Source organism: Streptomyces sp. NPDC045431, assembly GCF_040646655.1.
Classification (GTDB): Bacteria; Actinomycetota; Actinomycetes; order Streptomycetales; family Streptomycetaceae; genus Streptomyces.
The window spans coordinates 119,649-136,063 of record NZ_JBEZAQ010000011.1; the positions used below are offsets into that span (position 1 = coordinate 119,649).

Genomic DNA, 16,415 nt, shown 5'->3' on the forward strand with positions numbered 1-16,415 from the left:
AGGCACGTCCGGGAGGCGACCCGCCACAGGGCAGCGGGACACTGTCCGTGTGTCCAAGACCCGCAGGAAGTGGTCATCCAGGAGGACGGCACCCTCCAACTGCCCGTGAGCCTTCTCGTCCAAGCCGGTCTCAACCCGGGCGAGAAGGCCATGGCGGTGAGCACCGAAGACAGGAAGGTCGTACTGCGGCGGCTGGCGGACGCCGTCGACGACCTGCTCAGCGGCCGTCCCCTGTAGCGAGAGAGGGCGAGGGCCCGGAACCCGATCGCCGGGCCCGCACCTCCCGCGAGACCAGCTCGGCCGCCGTCTCCGGGGTCTCGTGCTCCCACACGCGGATCACGCTCCAACCGGCCGCTCGCAGGATTTCGTTCGTCTCGCGGTCCCTTCTCCTGTTGCCCTCGATCTTCTCCCGCCAGAACTCGGCGTTGCGGGTCGCGGGCCGGTAGTGCTCCGGGCAGCCGTGCCAAAAGCAGCCGTCGACGAAGACCGCCACCCTGACGCCGGGAAACACCAGGTCAGCCCTGCGCCGGACCTCGGGCGCCGGGCGGGCGTCCACCCGGTAACGCAGGCCTCTCGCGTGTAGAAGCCTGCGCAGGGCCAGTTCCGGGCCGGTGTCCCTCCCGCGGTTGGCCCGCATGACAGCCCGGACGGCGTCGGAGGACGCCGTGGAGCCCTCGGGCGGCGGAGGACCTGTGACCAGACCCATCAGCCGGGCCTGGCGCCACGCCTCGGCCAGGTTCTCGCCCCGGGTGGGGTGGTCGACCTCGCAGACGTAACGCTCGCGCGTGGCACCATCGCATGACCAGCGGAGGTAGGCACGGATGCGCCGCGTGCGCCGGTAAAGCTTCAACGCGATGGAGGCGCGCGCGTAGCGGCCGTCACCAAGGTCCACCGAGCGGCGGTGGCGTCCCCCGGCGGCGCGGTCCTGCTCCACGGCTGGGGCGGCCGCCCCAGCCCGTCGCTTGTAGGCGCGCTCGGGAGGGAGGCTCTCCTTCCAGCGTCCGGCGCGCTCGGCCGGCCGGGTCGCGGGCGTCACTGGCCGGCCGCGTCCAAGGCGTGCGAGACCGACCGGGCGAAGAACTCACCAAGGACCACCGGGACCGCGTTGCCGAGCTGCCGCATCTGCTCGCCGCGCGGGCCGCAGCCGACCCACTCGTCGGGGAAGGTCATCACACGGGCCGTCTCGCGGACGGTCATGTACCGATGCCGGTAGCGCCAGCCGCCCGGGGCGGACGGGTCCTCGACGCGATCGTCGAGCTCCATGACGGACTCGCCGCCCGGCACACCGTGGACCCCGGCCTTCACCGTCTTGGCGGGGCGATCCAACTCATTGGGAGTGTGTCCCTTGTAGATCCGGGCGCCGGGCCAGCCGATGTGCCCGGGGAAGCGGCCCTCGCCGAAGTCGTACTTCTCGTCGAGCCGCGAGAGGTCGACCTTGGGCAGCGGGCGAAGCCGTTCGCCGTCGGCGCGGAAACCCTTGATCGCGTCCCGGAAGGTGAGCCACGGTCGCCGGCCGTCGTCCTTGACGTCCCGGGGCAGGCGCGCCATGACGCGCTCCATGACGTAGGGCGGGACGTCGCGGTGGCGGTCCCAGTAGGACCCGTCCCGCATGGAGCGGAAGAGGGCGGCCTGGGAGAAGGGGTGGGCCCTGACCTCGTGGGCGAAGTCCCGGACGACGTCGACGCCGAGGTCGGCCCGGAAGGCGACGATGACCACCCGGTTGCGCACCTGCGGAACGCCGTAGTCGGCGGCGTTGACGGGGAAGGCGATCACCCGGTAGCGGTCGGGGTCGCGGTCCCCGGCCGGGAGGCCACCGTCGACGTCCAGGCCGTGGGACGCCGGGTCAGGGTCGCCCAGGGCCTCCATCAGCGCGCGGTTGTGCTCCTGCCAGGTCCGCCGGGGGTCGCGCTCCATGAAGGGCAGGCGCAGCTCGTTCTTGATGTACTCGAAATAGCCGGCGAACGAGGGCCGGAGGAGTCCCCGGACGTTCTCGCAGATCACGGCCTTGGGTCGCATCTCGCGGACGGCGTTGAAGACGGAGGGGAACATGTTCCGCTTGTCCTCGTCACCCTTGGCGACGCCGCCGGCGCTGAACGGCTGGCAGGGCGGGCCGCCAGCCAGGACGTCGACCTCGCCGTCGAACTTGCGGAGGTCGAGCTCCCTCACGTCGCCCGGATACAGGGGCGCGGGCTCGCCGGGGGCCGGGGGGACCGGCGCGGTGTCCCGGGTCAGGACGAGCCCGGAGTCGCCGAGCACCCGGCCGGCGCTGGCGAGCAGGGTCTCACAGGCGCGATTGTTGAACTCGTTGAACAGGAGCGGGCGGAACCCCGCGCGGTGCACCCCCATCGCGAGGCCGCCACCGCCCGCGAACAGCTCCACGCTCGTCCGGTCGCGCGGGATCTTGGTCTCTTCTGGCTGGTCACCCATGGCCGAATCGTACCGCGGAATGGCCGGCTCGTAGGGCACTTCACTCGAACGAGTGAGCGAGACGTGTGCAACCCCATAGAGTGTCCCCGCGACCCTTGCGCGAGGAAAGAGAACGATGAAGCAGAGCATGGACGGCTGCGGGGAGTTCCACGACCACTTCCGCCTGAGCATCACCAAGGCGCTCGGAGACCAGCTCGCCGAGGCGCTGGAGAGGCTCGAGAGCGCCGAGCTGAGCGAGCGGAACCTCGCGGCGCTGGAGGAACGCCCGGGCGTGTACCAGCTCTACCACAAAGGGTCGCTCGTCTACGTGGGCAAGGCTGACCAGCGGCACAAAGGGCTGCCCGGGCGGCTCCGCAACCACGTGCGCAAGCTCTCCGGCCGCCGCAACATCGACCCGGCGGACATCTCGTTCCGCTGCCTGTACGTAGACGAGGGCTTCTCGGCGCTGGCGCCGGAGCAGCTCCTCATCAACCACCACCGGAGCAGGGGCGGAATCCCCTGGAACAACAGCGGGTTCGGGAGCAAGGACCCGGGGCGGAGGCGGGATCGGACGGTCCTCAAGAAGGACCACTTCGACGTCCAGTACCCGATCAACCTCGAGGCGCGACTCCACGGCCTCCCGGTGGGAGAGGTGGACCTGCGCTCGTACCTGAGGAGCCTGAAAACCGCACTGCCGTACAACTTCCGCTACGCGGAGCCCGTCGACCCCGGAGACACGACCCTGCGGGTCCCGGACGGGGAACCCACCGCGGACGAGGCGCTGCGAGTCGCGTCCGCCGCCCTGCCGGCCTCCTGGCAGATCACCGCCCTCCTCAACTACGTGATCATGTACGAGGAGGACCAGCACTACAAGAGCGCGTCGCGGTACTACCGAGCCGGGGACGTGATCGACCAGGAACCGGAGAAGTCCGCCGCACCGCTCACCTCGGAGGACGTCGAAGACACCGAGTAGGGGCCCGGAAGGAAGGCCGCGACCCGACAGCCCGAAGCACCCTCAGTAGCCCGGCAGCGGCCGCCTCGCGGGAGCCTCGGTCACCTGCCTCGGCCCCGGCGGCGTCGACGCAACCTTCGAGGTGACCGACGGCCGCAGCGTGACAGCGAGGGACAGGATGAAGGCGACGTCCTCGAGGATGTCGAAGGGCGCGTCGGTGGAGAGAGCTACTGCCCAGGCGGGTCGGTCGGTGGTGGCGCGACGCCACGCGGTCCAGGCGCGGAGCCCCTGGTTGGGGTGGGTGACCGCGTAGGTGTCGAGACGGAGGCCGTGCGTGTCGTCGGGGGCGGTCCAGGTGATCCATCGGGTATCGGTCCGCCGGCGCCAGCCGGCGTCGGTGAGAGAGCCAGTGGCCCGGGCGACGCGGTCGTCGAGGGTGGCGGTGGCGTGCGGGGTGGGGGTGAGGTGGTCGGCGGCGTCCTCGAGGAGGTCGCGGACGAGGGCGACAGGGGCGGTGGTGGTAGCGCTGGCGTGCCAAACGAGTGAGCGACTCGTGGTTGGCGTAGGAGCGGACGTCGTCCCAGGTGCGGTACTTCTCCCAGTCGCGGTGGGTCTCGACGAACGTGTCGAGGAGTTCCTCGTGGTCCTGGACGGTCGCGGGCTCGGTGGACGGAGGGTGGGACGTGACCGGGAGGCGCGGCGCAGGGTCGCCTCCGTGACAGGGGAGGGGAGCGGCTTGAGGGCGTCGGTGGCCTGACGCTCGGCGCTGGTGGCGGGGCGGGCCCGGGTCGGACGGCGGGGCCGTAGTTCTCCGGAAGGCGGCGGGGGCCTCGTAGGCGTCGGTGACGCCGCGGAGGTGGTCCTAGCCGTGGAGGAAGACGGTGTTGCCGCCCTCGGCGTTGCAGGTGCCGACGGCGATCGCGGTGAATCCGTCGTGGGCATGCGGGTGGACGGTCAGGCGGCCGGTGCGGACGCGGCGACCCGTCCACCATGGAGCGCATCGAGCAGCGGGTGCGTCGCCACGTCCTTCCGCACCTCGGGTCCCAGCCGCTCAACGGCATCAGCGCGGAAGTGCTGCGCCATTGGAGTCCAGCGTCCTCCAGGCCGCCGTCGAAGACCGACGCATCGGGCATAACCCGTGCCGGTCCAGCACGGTGGGGCCGCCCGAAGCGGCGCCTGGCAGGGTCGAGGCGTGGCCGCCCGAGCGCTTTCTGGCGGTGTGTGAGGCACTGCCGTACCGCTACCGCCTCCTGGTCGTGGTCGGCGCGGGACTCGGGCTCCGGCAAGGGGAGGCTCTCGGGCTCGCCGTCGAGGACATCGACTTCGACAAGGAGGTTGTCCACGTTCGGCGGCAGGTCAAGATGGTGCGGGCGAAGCTGTGCTTCGCGCTGCGGAAGGCCGCAAGGTGAGGGATGTCCCACTGCCGCCGAGTGTGGCGCGGGCGGTCCGGGAGCACATGGAGCGGTTCCCTCCCGTGCCAGTCACGCTGCCGTGGGACGGCCCCACTCCTCCCGAGTCACCGGTGGAGGCGAAGCATCGGCGGCCGAGGACGTACGACCTCCTGGTGACCGGACGGGAGAGGAAGGCCGTCAACCGGAACTACTTCAACTCCTTCGTGTGGAAGCCCGCCCTCGCCAAGGCGGGGGTGATCGCCTCGCTCAAGGAGAGCGCTGCGGCCACCGGGGCACGGGTGTGGGAGCTGTCCCGGGAGCACGGCTTCCACACCCTGCGTGACTTCTTCGCCTCGAAGAACTGAAGGCTGGTGAGTCGGTCGTCTCGCTGGCAAGCTGGCTGCGACACGCCGACCCGGGGTACACATTGCGGAAGTACTCGCCATTCCTGCCACGGGCGGAGCACGGGACAGGCCGGCATCGACGCGATCTTCGCGTCGCCTCGGGCGCGGAGGCGTCGGCCGTGGAGGCATCGGGCCGGAACGGCCCGCAGAAGCCCGTCACCAGCCCAACGCCCTGGAGAAGTCCCACGGATGCTGCCGCACCCCTGCCTGACCCGCTAAACGGCAGGTCAGAAGGGGTGCGCCATCCGCCGGTCAGATGTCCCGGAAGATCTCGATCTGCGCGCCCACCGAGTTGAGCCGCTCCGCCAGGTCCTCGTAACCGCGGTTGATGACGTAGACGTTGCGCAGGACCGACGTGCCCTCCGCCGCCATCATCGCCAGCAGCACCACCACCGCCGGGCGCAGGGCCGGCGGGCACATCATCTCGGCCGCGCGCCAGCGGGTGGGGCCCTCGACCAGGACGCGGTGCGGGTCGAGGAGCTGGAGGCGGCCGCCGAGGCGGTTGAGGTCCGTCAGGTAGATGGCGCGGTTGTCGTAGACCCAGTCGTGGATGAGGGTCTGGCCCTGGGCCGTCGCCGCGATGGCCGCGAAGAACGGCACGTTGTCGATGTTCAGGCCGGGGAACGGCATCGGGTGGATCTTGTCGATCGGCGCCTCCAGCTTGGAGGGGCGTACGGTCAGGTCCACGAGCCGCGTGCGGCCGTTGTCCGCGGTGTACTCCGTCGAGCGGTCGTGGTCGAGGCCCATCTCCTCCAGCACCGCGAGCTCGATCTCGAGGAACTCGATCGGTACGCGACGGATCGTCAGCTCCGACTCGGTGACCACCGCGGCGGCCAGCAGGCTCATCGCCTCGACCGGGTCCTCGGAGGGGGAGTAGTCGACGTCCACGTCGATGGCCGGCACGCCGTGCACCGTGAGCGTCGTCGTACCGATGCCCTCCACCCGTACGCCCAGGGCCTCCAGGAAGAAGCACAGGTCCTGGACCATGTAGTTGGAGGAGGCGTTGCGGATGACGGTGACGCCGTCGTGGCGGGCGGCCGCCAGCAGGGCGTTCTCGGTCACCGTGTCGCCGCGCTCGGTCAGGACGATCGGGCGGTCCGGGGCGATGGAGCGGTCCACCTGCGCGTGGTAGAGGCCCTCGGTGGCGGTGATGTCCAGGCCGAAGCGGCGCAGTGCGATCATGTGCGGCTCGATGGTGCGCGTACCGAGGTCGCAGCCGCCGGCGTACGGGAGCTTGAACTGCCGCAGCCGGTGCAGCAGCGGGCCCAGGAACATGATGATGGAGCGGGTGCGGCGCGCGGCGTCCGCGTCGATGGCCTCCATGTCCAGGTGCGCCGGCGGGGCGATCTCCAGGTCCATCCCGTCGTTGATCCACCGGGTGCGTACGCCGATGGAGTTCAGCACCTCCAGGAGGCGGTACACCTCCTCGATGCGGGCGACGCGCCGCAGGACCGTGCGGCCCTTGTTGAGCAGGGAGGCGCACAGCAGCGCAACGCAGGCGTTCTTGGAGGTCTTGACGTCGATGGAGCCGGACAGCCGGCGCCCGCCGACCACCCTGAGGTGCATGGGTCCGGCGTAACCGAGCGACACGATCTCGCTGTCGAGCGCCTCGCCGATGCGGGCAATCATCTCAAGGCTGATGTTCTGGTTGCCGCGCTCGATGCGATTGACCGCGCTCTGGCTGGTGGCCAGGGCTTCGGCGAGCTGCGTCTGCGTCCAGCCGCGGTGCTGACGGGCGTCACGGATGAGCTTGCCGATGCGTACGAGGTAGTCGTCTGCCATGGCGGCAGGTTATCTCAGATATGAGATGGTGCTCGCGGTGGGGTAGGTCATTAGGGTGACACGCTGTGAGCTGTGGGGTGGCGCGGCTCGTACAGCGGCAGTTCGGCGCCGCTCGGCAGCCGCACGGCTGCGAGCAGCCCCCACCCCTGGTCGCTGACCGGGCGCGCGAGCTCCGCCCCACGTTCCGTCAGCTTGCGCAGCACGCTCTCGATGTCGTCGCACATCAGGTAGAACTCCTGCCGGGGCTCGCCCGACGACGGGTGCACGGCGACCTCGGCGGGCGGCAGCTTGAAGATGAGCCACCCGCGCCCCGCGTCGACATGCGGAAACCCAAGCACGTCGCGGACGAAGGCCCGGTCCGCGTCGGCGTCGTGGGTGTACATGATGACGTGCGCGCCGCTGAACATGCCTCCATGCTCGATACGGTACGAAACCGCCGCAAGCGGGGCGCGGCTGGGTGGGCGAGCGACCGGACAAGCCGGGCATGTCGGATAGTTCCGTAATGACGCTCCGTTACGCCGAATGAGCCGCCTCCGCCCGCCTCCCGCTCTCCGCCAGGCGGCCGGCTGTGGCGGAGGCCGCCGCCGAGGCTTCGGCTTCCGACGCCGCGACGATCACCTCGTCCAGCACCTCCCGCGACCGCACCAGATCGCCGATCATCCGGTCGATGCGCTCCCGCTCCTCGGTGAGCTCCGCGACCAGCCGCGCGGTGGCGACCGCGGACGGGCCGCCGTCCACGTCCCGCATGCACGGCAGCAGTCGCGCGATCTTCGTGCTGTGCAGGCCGGCGGCGTAGAGCGCCTGGATGCGGATGACCCGGTCGACGGCCCAGTCGCCGTACTCGCGGTGGCCGCCCGGCGTGCGCTCGGACGTCAGGAGGCCCTGCTTCTCGTAGTAGCGCAGCGAGCGCTCGCTCACTCCCGTGCGCTGCGCCAGTTCACCGATCCGCATGCCCCACCCCGCCCGCGTACCAAGCGACTTGAATCTGACACTGGTGTCAACTTCTACCGTACCGGCATGACGCAGACACCCGCGGCCTCGCCGCTCCTCGAACCCGCCCGCCTCGGCCCCCTCCACCTGCCGAACCGGCTGGTGATGGCCCCGCTGACGCGCAACCGCGCGGGCGCCGACGGCGTCCCCGGGCCGATGATGGCCACGTACTACGCGCAGCGCGCCTCCGCCGGGCTGATCATCGCCGAGGGCACCACGCCCAACGCCGTCGGGCAGACCTACCCCGACATCCCCGCGATCCACAACGACGCCCACGTGGCCGGCTGGAGGCAGGTCACCGACGCGGTCGGTGCCGCGGGCGGCCGGATGTTCCTCCAGCTCCAGCACGGCGGCCGGGTCGGCCACCCCGACAACAGCGGGCTGCTGCCGCTCGCCCCCTCGCCGATCCCGCTGCCGGAGACCATCCACACCCCCGGCGGGCGGAAGGACGCCGTCGTGCCGCGCGAGATGACGCTCGACGACATCCGCTCCACCGTGGCCGACTTCGCCACCGCCGCCCGCAACGCGCTCGACGCCGGGTTCGCCGGGGTCGAGGTGCACGCCGCCAACGGCCACCTCCTGCACCAGTTCATGGCGCAGAACACCAACCACCGCACCGACGCCTACGGCGGCTCCGTCGCCGGCCGGATCCGGTTCGCCGTGGAGGTGGTCCAGGCCGTCGCCGCGGCCATCGGCCCGGAGCGCGTGGGGGTGCGCGTTTCGCCGGGGGTCACCGTCAACGGCATCGACGAGGGCGACACCGAGGCCCTCCACCCGGCGCTCGCCGCCGCCCTGGCGCCCCTGGACCTGGCCTATCTGCACGTCGTGTTCGCCGACCCCGACCAACCCCTGTTCCACACGCTCCGCAGGGCATGGCCCAGCACGCTGATCGCCAACCCCGCCCTGCCGTACCCGGGCCCCCTCCCCGCCGACGGCGGCCGCCGCGAGGGCGAGCGGCTGCTCGCCGCCGGAGCGGACCTGGTCTCCCTCGGCCGGGCCTTCCTGGCCAACCCCGACCTGGTCGAACGCCTGCGCCTCAGCGCCCCGCTCAACCCGGTCCGCGACGACGGCCTGATGTACGTGGGCGGGGAGGCGGGCTACACCGACTACCCGGTGCTGGCGGCGTGACCGCGCGGACCGACGCCGCCGGCCCGCCTCCGGACCCGACCCGATCGGGCACAGGATGTCGGGTCCGGCAGGGGGCGCGCTGCCTAGCGTGGTGATCGTCGAAAGGAAGGAAAACCGGGCATGCTGGAGCGGCTGAACCAGGCCATGGAGCACATCGAGCGGCGTCTCGACCAGGACATCGAGGTCGACGAGCTGGCACGCATCGCGGCCACGTCGGAGTACCACCTGCGTCGGATGTTCTCCGCGCTCGCCGGCATACCGCTGTCGGAGTACATCCGGCGCCGGCGGCTCACCCTCGCGGGCGCCGAGGTGCTCGCGGGCCGGGAGACGCTGCTGGAGATCGCGGTGCGCTACGGCTACGGCTCCGGCGAGGCGTTCGCGAGGGCGTTCCGCGCCATGCACGGCATCGGACCGGGCGAGGCCCGGCGCACCGGCGCCGCGCTCAGCTCCCAGCCCCGGATGACCTTCCGCCTCACCATCGAGGGGGGAAGCAGCATGCGATACCGCGTTGTGGACAAGGCGGACTTCACCGTCGTCGGGCTCAAGACCCGGGTACCGCTGGTGCACGCGGGGCCGAACCAGGCGATCATCGACTTCGTCCGCGGGATCGACCCGCAGACGCTGGAGGGCCTGGAGAAGCTGTCGGACCAGGAGCCGCACGGCGTCGTCGCCGTCTGCGACGACCTGGACCCCAGCCGTGCCGAGGGCACCGAACTCGACTACTACCACGGTGTGATCACCGCCGCGGCCGCTCCCGAGGGCACGGCCACGCTGACGGTCCCGGCCGGGACGTGGGCGGTCTTCACCACCTCCGGGCCGGTGCCGCAGGCCATCCAGGAACTGTGGCGGGACGTCTTCACCGAGTGGTTCCCGTCGAACCCGTACCGCAGCCGCACCGGTCCCGAGATCCTGCGCACCCGACTGTCGCCGGACAAGACGGAGGCCGACGCCGAGCTGTGGCTCCCGGTGGAGCCCGAGCACGGCTGACAGCCGCGTGTCAGCGCTCCGGCCGGTCTTGCGGCCCGGCCGGAGCGCTCAGCCGCCTGCCGCCAGCCCGTCCGCCGGCGACCGCACGGCGCGCTGGCGGAGGACCATGAGCGAGTCCTCCACGGCCGCCACCATGGCGAAGGGGAACCGGTCGAGCTCCAGGCAGAGCGCGACGTCATCGGGGTGGACTCCTTGACGCACACCCTCCCTCAGCTCGGCGGCGGCGCGCGACGCGCCGGCGCGGCGGAGGAACTCGGCCGCATCCGTCTCGGCTTCGGTGGTCCTCCGGGCGATGTACTGAGCGCACGCCAGGTCCTCGTCGGCCCGCCCGTCCTCGCCGGTGACCACGAACGTGACCGTGTCGCGGGCGTGGGTACGCAATACCCGGGCCGTCGCCTCCGCCACCACGAAACCGGCGCACAGCACCAGCGACGCCTCCTTGACCGCGAGGGCACCGACCGTCCCCGCCGTGGTCTTCTGCACGACGGTCCGTCCGCCCAGGTCCCGGGAGCGCAGCAGGCCCGGCGAGTTGACGGCGTCGAACCCGGGCGCCGACGGCCCGTCCTTGAGTGCCACCCAGTCCGGGTGGCGCGTCTTGAGCGCGAGGGCCTCGTCCAGCGACTCGGCCAGGACGATCTTCTCCGCTCCCTGGGCGAAGGCCCAGGCGGCCACCGTGAAAGCCCGCATGACGTCGACCACGACCGCCACGGAGGGAGCTTCGACCAACTCGTCGATACCAAGGAAGCGAGCGTCCATCCGGTCATGATCGCGCAGGCCCGGCCCGAAACCCTCTGCTGGTGACGCGCATCACAGCGGCGGGCGCGGAACGCACCGCGCGCCCGCGCATCCGGCCGGCTACCGCGGCGTCCTCGGCATCGCGTACCTGACGCTCGTGCCGGTCGCCTGAGCCCGGACACGGCCGACCCGCCCACTCCGCACAGGGGGGCGAAGGAAGTCCGGTGCGACAGGTCACGCGGCGCGCGCATGACCCGGCAGCCCTCATGTACTAGAGTTATCTCGACATCGAGATATCTGCCGAAAAGACGCACCGCAGCCGCGCCAGCCGGTAAGGGTTACCTAACTAAGTCTTACCTTAGCGGATCGGCGAGGAGCCATCACGGCAGGATGCGGTAAGAACGCGCACATTGATGAAGGAGACTGTCGTGTCGGCGAACAGCTTCGACGCCCGCAGCACGCTGCGCGTGGGCGACGAGTCGTACGAGATCTTCAGGCTGGACAAGGTCGAGGGCTCCGCGCGCCTCCCCTACAGCCTCAAGGTGCTCCTGGAGAACCTCCTCCGCACCGAGGACGGCGCGAACATCACCGCCGACCACATCCGAGCCCTCGGCGGCTGGGACTCCCAGGCGCAGCCCAGCCAGGAGATCCAGTTCACGCCGGCCCGCGTGATCATGCAGGACTTCACCGGTGTGCCCTGCGTCGTCGACCTCGCCACCATGCGCGAGGCCGTCAAGGAGCTCGGCGGCGACCCGGCGAAGATCAACCCGCTCGCGCCCGCCGAGCTGGTCATCGACCACTCCGTCATCGCCGACAAGTTCGGCACCAACGACGCGTTCAAGCAGAACGTCGAGCTGGAGTACGGCCGCAACAAGGAGCGCTACCAGTTCCTGCGCTGGGGCCAGACCGCCTTCGACGAGTTCAAGGTCGTCCCGCCCGGCACCGGCATCGTCCACCAGGTGAACATCGAGCACCTGGCCCGTACGGTCATGGTCCGCGACGGCCAGGCGTACCCCGACACCCTCGTCGGCACCGACTCGCACACCACCATGGTCAACGGCCTCGGCGTGCTGGGCTGGGGCGTCGGCGGCATCGAGGCCGAGGCCGCCATGCTCGGCCAGCCGGTCTCCATGCTCATCCCGCGCGTCGTCGGCTTCAAGCTCACCGGCGAGCTGCCCACCGGCACCACCGCCACCGACCTGGTGCTCACCATCACCGAGATGCTGCGCAAGCACGGCGTCGTCGGCAAGTTCGTCGAGTTCTACGGCGAGGGCGTCGCGGCGACCAGCCTCGCCAACCGCGCCACCATCGGCAACATGTCGCCGGAGTTCGGCTCCACCGCCGCGATCTTCCCGATCGACGACGAGACCATCAAGTACCTCAAGCTCACCGGCCGCTCCGAGCAGCAGCTCGCGCTCGTCGAGGCGTACGCCAAGGAGCAGGGCCTCTGGCTGGACCCGGCCGCCGAGCCGGACTTCTCCGAGAAGCTGGAGCTCGACCTCTCCACGGTCGTCCCCTCCATCGCCGGCCCGAAGCGCCCGCAGGACCGCATCGTCCTCGCCCAGGCCGCCCAGCAGTTCAACAGCGACGTCCTCAACTACGTCCCGGCCGGCCAGGGCGGGCAGGACCTCTCCTCCCCGGTCGACGAGGCGAGCGACGAGTCCTTCCCGGCCTCCGACGCCCCGGCCTACGGCCACGACGACAACGGCGCCGGTGCCCCGCAGCACTCCGCCGTCGTCCCCGGCCCCGGCCCGTCCAACCCGGTCACCGTCACCGGCGCCGACGGCGTCTCGTACGAGCTGGACCACGGCGCCGTCACCGTCGCCGCCATCACCTCCTGCACCAACACCTCGAACCCGTACGTCATGGTCGCCGCCGCGCTGGTGGCCAAGAAGGCGGTCGAGAAGGGCCTCACCCGCAAGCCGTGGGTGAAGACCACCCTCGCCCCGGGCTCCAAGGTCGTCACCGACTACTTCGACAAGGCGGGCCTGACCCCGTACCTGGACAAGGTCGGCTTCAACCTCGTCGGCTACGGCTGCACCACCTGCATCGGCAACTCCGGCCCGCTGCCGGAGGAGGTCTCCAAGGCCGTCAACGACAACGACCTCGCCGTCGTCTCGGTGCTCTCCGGCAACCGCAACTTCGAGGGCCGGATCAACCCCGACGTCAAGATGAACTACCTGGCGTCCCCGCCGCTGGTCGTCGCGTACGCCCTGGCCGGCTCCATGAAGGTGGACATCACCAAGGACGCCCTGGGCACCGACCAGGACGGCAACCCGGTCTTCCTCAAGGACATCTGGCCGTCGGAGGCCGAGGTCAACGACGTCGTCGCCAACGCCATCGGCGAGGACATGTTCTCCAAGTCCTACAGCGACGTCTTCGCGGGCGACGCCCAGTGGCAGGCGCTGCCGATCCCGACCGGCAACACCTTCGAGTGGGACCCGCAGTCCACCTACGTCCGCAAGCCCCCGTACTTCGAGGGCATGACGATGGAGACGACGCCGGTCACCGACATCACCGGTGCCCGCGTCCTCGCCAAGCTGGGCGACTCGGTCACCACCGACCACATCTCCCCGGCCGGCGCCATCAAGGCCGACACCCCGGCCGGCAAGTACCTCACGGAGCACGGCGTCGACCGCCGCGACTTCAACAGCTACGGCTCGCGCCGCGGCAACCACGAGGTCATGATCCGCGGTACGTTCGCCAACATCCGCCTGCGCAACCAGATCGCGCCGGGCACCGAGGGCGGCTACACCCGCGACTTCACCCAGCCCGACGCCCCCGTGTCGTTCATCTACGACGCCTCCCGCAACTACATCGAGCAGGGCATCCCGCTCGTCGTCCTCGCGGGCAAGGAGTACGGCTCCGGTTCGTCGCGCGACTGGGCCGCCAAGGGCACCGCGCTGCTCGGCGTCAAGGCCGTCATCGCCGAGTCGTACGAGCGCATCCACCGCTCGAACCTCATCGGCATGGGCGTCCTGCCGCTGCAGTTCCCGGAGGGCCAGTCGGCCGAGTCCCTCGGTCTGACCGGCGAGGAGACCTTCTCCATCGCCGGCGTGACGGAGCTCAACGAGGGCCGTACGCCGCGCACGGTCAAGGTCACCACCGAGACGGGCGTGGAGTTCGATGCGGTCGTCCGCATCGACACCCCCGGTGAGGCCGACTACTACCGCAACGGCGGCATCATGCAGTACGTGCTGCGCTCGCTGATCCGCAAGTAAGCGGATCCGGCCCGGCCGGTACGCGAAAGGGCCGCACCCCTCGGGGTGCGGCCCTCTTCGTGCTGTCACGCCGGTGGGAACACCGGTGGGAGCACCGGTCAGAACATCATCGGGTAGCCGTTCCAGCCCGAGGTGCCGATCTTGGTCGGCTTCGCGAACGGGGCGGCGGCGTTGCCCGTCCCGTTGTAGCGCCACAGCGCGCCCGCGCCGTCGCGTGCGATCAGGTCGGTGCGGCCGTCCATGTTCAGGTCGCCCGTCGACATCAGGTGGTTGAAGGAGTTCCAGCCCCCACCGACCTTGGTGCCCTTGGCGAACGGGGCCGCGGCGTTGCCGGTGCCCTTGTAGAGCCACAGGACACCGGACTTGTCGCGGGTCACGACGTCGGCCCGCCCGTCGCCGGTCAGGTCGCCCTGGCCCGCGATCTGGTTGAAGGCCTGCCAGCCCGAGCCGACCTTCGTCCGCGCGGACAGGGTGCCGTCGGCCTTGCCCTTGTAGAACCAGAGCACGCCGGCCTTGTCGCGGGCCAGCACGTCGGCCGGGGTGGTCCCGCCGAGGTTGCCCGCGACGACGATCTTGTCGTAGGCGTCCCAGCCGCGGCCCAGCTCGAGGGTCTTCTCTTCGCCGAAGTAGTACAGGTAGCCCTGCTTGTCCCAGGTGTACAGGCCGTCGGCGTTGCCGTCGGCGGTGTGGTCGGCCTGAGCGGCGCCCCGGAAGGCGTCCCAGTCGCTCGTGACGTGCTCGCGGGCGCCGAGCCCGCCCCGGCCGTTGGGCCCGTACACGTAGAGGTCGCCGTACTTGTCCATCGCGAACAGCACGAAGACGGGGGCCGCCGCGCTGGCGGCGATCGTGCCGTTCTGCGGGACCGGCTGGGTGAAGCCGTCCTGGTTGATGCTCTTGAGCGGTGCGGGGGCCGGCGTGTCCGCCACCGCGGAACCGGCGGAGGCGCCGACCAGGGTGGCGGCTATGGCCGATACGGCGAGACGCGACAGCGCGCGCCCGCGCTTGAGGCCGGAGAATTTGGCCACGTATGTTCTCCATGAGAAAGGGGGTGCGACGATCTCGGGTGGTGGTACGCCCCAGTCGCCGCGGGATCATGGAGATCCTTGCACAACACCTTTACGGGGCAACTGGTTTAAGCCCGGGAAGCGCCCCTGGAAATCAGCCCTAATCGGGATGAGAAGACCGACGCGCCAGGGGCCGCCGCCCTGACGCGCCGTCAATCTGTGACGAACTGGTGACGAATCAACCGTCGCCACCGGAGCGCGGGCCCGGCCTCACGCCCATGGTGCCATCGGGTACCAGATGAGGTCCCGGCGGGCGAGGATCCGCACGTCCCAGTACAGGATCATGAACACGCCCGCGGCGATGAACGCCCCCGCCGTCACGGCGGACGCCCGCCGCGGGTCGGCGGCGAACCAGGCGCCCAGCCGCTCACCGGCCACCAGGGCCATCACCACGAACAACACCGCCATGACCAGCACGTTCCCGAGCGCCTGGAGCCCGAACGCCACCGCTCCGTACAGGACGTTGTGGCTCTCGGCCGCGTCCCGGAACAGCTGCCGGAACAGCGGGAAGGGCCGCCCGATGAGGAACGCGCCGATGAGCGCGCCCATCACGAACATCGGCGCGCCGGGAAAGCGCGCCGAGACGCGCGCCAGCGGGTCACGGACCAGCCCCAGCGCGGCCAGCCCGAACACCACCATGACGAGCCCGATAACGCCGAACACCACCATGGCCTGGATCAGCCGGGGAGACAGACCGGCCGACGCCCCGCCCGGCGCGCTCTCCTGGAACTGCGGCATGCCCGTACCGACGAGCGCGACCACCACGCCGTAGGCCGCCGACACCACCACCGCCCCGGCGGCCAGCGGCCCCAGCGGCCTCAGCACCCGCCCCATCCGGCCGCGCCGGGTGCGTACGGTGCCCGCGCCCGCCAGCGGCGCGATGGCGCTGAACGCGGCGACGTTGCAGGCGGTGAAGGTACCCGCCACCCCGGTCGCGAGCGCGAAGGCGATACCCGCCAGGGCGCCGCCGAGCGACGCGTCGTGCGCCTCGTGGCCGAGGAGGGCGGCGGCGACGTTCCCGCCGATGGTCCGGTCGACGAACTCCGCGGACCACACCACCGTCAGGGCGAAGCCGAACAGGGCGCTGACGAGGATGACGAGGGCCCTGCGCCGTGGGAAGTGGCCGTTGACGAAGAGCGAGGTCGCCGGCGTGGAGGTCGTGGTCGTTCCGGGGGATGTCTTCGAGGAGGCGTACGTCATCAGGCGTCCTTTCGCGAAGGCGTCGAGGGCGTCCCGTGTCGGCGGGCCGTCAACGTACTCGCGGAGTTCCGCCCCGGATATCCGGCGTACGGGGGCGCGTGGCCGCACACGGAGGCCGGACCGCAGCGCGGGCCGGCCTCTGTGCGCCGCTCGTT

General features: G+C 70.8%; 15 protein-coding genes. 7 read left to right on the forward strand and 8 right to left on the reverse strand.

Features of this window, described 5'->3' with window-relative positions; all coding sequences use genetic code 11:
- Positions 1–105: 105 nt before the first annotated feature.
- Positions 106–237 (forward strand): hypothetical protein, encoded by a 132-nt coding sequence (locus AB0A69_RS22300; protein WP_361424578.1) that lies wholly within the window; start codon positions 106–108, stop codon positions 235–237.
- Here the strand turns inward: AB0A69_RS22300 and AB0A69_RS22305 are convergent.
- Positions 218–1,036, reverse strand: coding sequence for a very short patch repair endonuclease (locus AB0A69_RS22305; protein ID WP_361424581.1), 819 nt, complete (start codon positions 1,034–1,036; stop codon positions 218–220). The two genes, AB0A69_RS22300 and AB0A69_RS22305, sit on opposite strands and share 20 nt — an antisense overlap.
- Positions 1,033–2,427 (reverse strand): DNA cytosine methyltransferase, encoded by a 1,395-nt coding sequence (locus tag AB0A69_RS22310; RefSeq protein WP_361424584.1) that lies wholly within the window; start codon positions 2,425–2,427, stop codon positions 1,033–1,035. The genes AB0A69_RS22305 and AB0A69_RS22310 overlap by 4 nt, the downstream gene beginning before the upstream one ends.
- A 115-nt stretch (positions 2,428–2,542) precedes the next feature.
- Here AB0A69_RS22310 and AB0A69_RS22315 point away from each other — a divergent pair, with 115 nt between their 5' ends.
- The 3 genes from AB0A69_RS22315 (at position 2,543) to AB0A69_RS22325 (ending at position 5,114) form a co-directional block, all read left to right on the forward strand.
- On the forward strand, positions 2,543–3,379 hold the full coding sequence (locus AB0A69_RS22315) for a GIY-YIG nuclease family protein (protein ID WP_361424587.1): 837 nt from the start codon (positions 2,543–2,545) through the stop codon (positions 3,377–3,379).
- Between the two features lie 1,061 nt (positions 3,380–4,440).
- The gene (locus tag AB0A69_RS22320) at positions 4,441–4,767 is read left to right on the forward strand and encodes a tyrosine-type recombinase/integrase (protein ID WP_361424590.1); all 327 of its coding nucleotides are present in this window, start codon (positions 4,441–4,443) and stop codon (positions 4,765–4,767) included.
- 65 nt (positions 4,768–4,832) lie between these two features.
- Positions 4,833–5,114 (forward strand): hypothetical protein, encoded by a 282-nt coding sequence (locus AB0A69_RS22325; protein ID WP_361424593.1) that lies wholly within the window; start codon positions 4,833–4,835, stop codon positions 5,112–5,114.
- Positions 5,115–5,405: 291 nt separating this feature from the next.
- Here the strand turns inward: AB0A69_RS22325 and AB0A69_RS22330 are convergent, their stop codons facing one another.
- The 3 genes from AB0A69_RS22330 to AB0A69_RS22340 form a co-directional block, all read right to left on the reverse strand.
- Positions 5,406–6,935, reverse strand: coding sequence for a UDP-N-acetylglucosamine 1-carboxyvinyltransferase (locus tag AB0A69_RS22330; protein WP_361424596.1), 1,530 nt, complete (start codon positions 6,933–6,935; stop codon positions 5,406–5,408).
- Between the two features lie 50 nt (positions 6,936–6,985).
- Positions 6,986–7,342, reverse strand: a complete 357-nt coding sequence (locus tag AB0A69_RS22335; RefSeq protein ID WP_361424599.1) for a VOC family protein — start codon at positions 7,340–7,342, stop codon at positions 6,986–6,988.
- A 106-nt stretch (positions 7,343–7,448) separates the two neighbouring features.
- On the reverse strand, positions 7,449–7,886 hold the full coding sequence (locus AB0A69_RS22340; protein WP_361424602.1) for a MerR family transcriptional regulator: 438 nt from the start codon (positions 7,884–7,886) through the stop codon (positions 7,449–7,451).
- Between the two features lie 66 nt (positions 7,887–7,952).
- On the opposite strand from AB0A69_RS22340, the gene AB0A69_RS22345 reads away from it, so the two are divergent.
- Positions 7,953–9,053, forward strand: coding sequence for an alkene reductase (locus AB0A69_RS22345; protein ID WP_361424605.1), 1,101 nt, complete (start codon positions 7,953–7,955; stop codon positions 9,051–9,053).
- 120 nt (positions 9,054–9,173) lie between these two features.
- Positions 9,174–10,040: an AraC family transcriptional regulator gene (locus tag AB0A69_RS22350; RefSeq protein ID WP_361424608.1), complete on the forward strand. Its 867-nt coding sequence runs from the start codon at positions 9,174–9,176 to the stop codon at positions 10,038–10,040.
- A gap of 48 nt (positions 10,041–10,088) precedes the next feature.
- Here the strand turns inward: AB0A69_RS22350 and AB0A69_RS22355 are convergent, their stop codons facing one another.
- On the reverse strand, positions 10,089–10,796 hold the full coding sequence (locus AB0A69_RS22355; protein WP_361424611.1) for a 2-phosphosulfolactate phosphatase: 708 nt from the start codon (positions 10,794–10,796) through the stop codon (positions 10,089–10,091).
- Positions 10,797–11,203: 407 nt separating this feature from the next.
- On the opposite strand from AB0A69_RS22355, the gene AB0A69_RS22360 reads away from it, so the two are divergent.
- Positions 11,204–13,996: an aconitate hydratase gene (locus AB0A69_RS22360; protein ID WP_361424614.1), complete on the forward strand. Its 2,793-nt coding sequence runs from the start codon at positions 11,204–11,206 to the stop codon at positions 13,994–13,996.
- A 98-nt stretch (positions 13,997–14,094) separates the two neighbouring features.
- On the opposite strand, the gene AB0A69_RS22365 is transcribed toward AB0A69_RS22360, so the two are convergent.
- Entirely contained in the window at positions 14,095–15,021 is a 927-nt protein-coding gene (locus AB0A69_RS22365) for a VCBS repeat-containing protein (RefSeq protein WP_361424617.1), read from the reverse strand.
- Positions 15,022–15,270: 249 nt separating this feature from the next.
- Positions 15,271–16,260, reverse strand: a complete 990-nt coding sequence (locus AB0A69_RS22370) for a hypothetical protein (protein ID WP_361424620.1) — start codon at positions 16,258–16,260, stop codon at positions 15,271–15,273.
- Between the last annotated feature and the right edge of the window lie 155 nt (positions 16,261–16,415).

What these genes read in the sequence shown, in the direction of transcription:
- AB0A69_RS22310 (WP_361424584.1), bottom strand. Translation starts at nt 2,427, where the DNA reads ATGGGTGACCAGCCAGAAGAGACCAAGATCCCGCGCGACCGGACGAGC.
- AB0A69_RS22330 (WP_361424596.1), bottom strand. Translation starts at nt 6,935, where the DNA reads ATGGCAGACGACTACCTCGTACGCATCGGCAAGCTCATCCGTGACGCC.
- AB0A69_RS22335 (WP_361424599.1), bottom strand. Translation starts at nt 7,342, where the DNA reads ATGTTCAGCGGCGCGCACGTCATCATGTACACCCACGACGCCGACGCG.
- AB0A69_RS22315 (WP_361424587.1), top strand. Translation starts at nt 2,543, where the DNA reads ATGAAGCAGAGCATGGACGGCTGCGGGGAGTTCCACGACCACTTCCGC.
- AB0A69_RS22350 (WP_361424608.1), top strand. Translation starts at nt 9,174, where the DNA reads ATGCTGGAGCGGCTGAACCAGGCCATGGAGCACATCGAGCGGCGTCTC.
- AB0A69_RS22345 (WP_361424605.1), top strand. Translation starts at nt 7,953, where the DNA reads ATGACGCAGACACCCGCGGCCTCGCCGCTCCTCGAACCCGCCCGCCTC.
- AB0A69_RS22370 (WP_361424620.1), bottom strand. Translation starts at nt 16,260, where the DNA reads ATGACGTACGCCTCCTCGAAGACATCCCCCGGAACGACCACGACCTCC.
- AB0A69_RS22355 (WP_361424611.1), bottom strand. Translation starts at nt 10,796, where the DNA reads ATGGACGCTCGCTTCCTTGGTATCGACGAGTTGGTCGAAGCTCCCTCC.
- AB0A69_RS22340 (WP_361424602.1), bottom strand. Translation starts at nt 7,886, where the DNA reads ATGCGGATCGGTGAACTGGCGCAGCGCACGGGAGTGAGCGAGCGCTCG.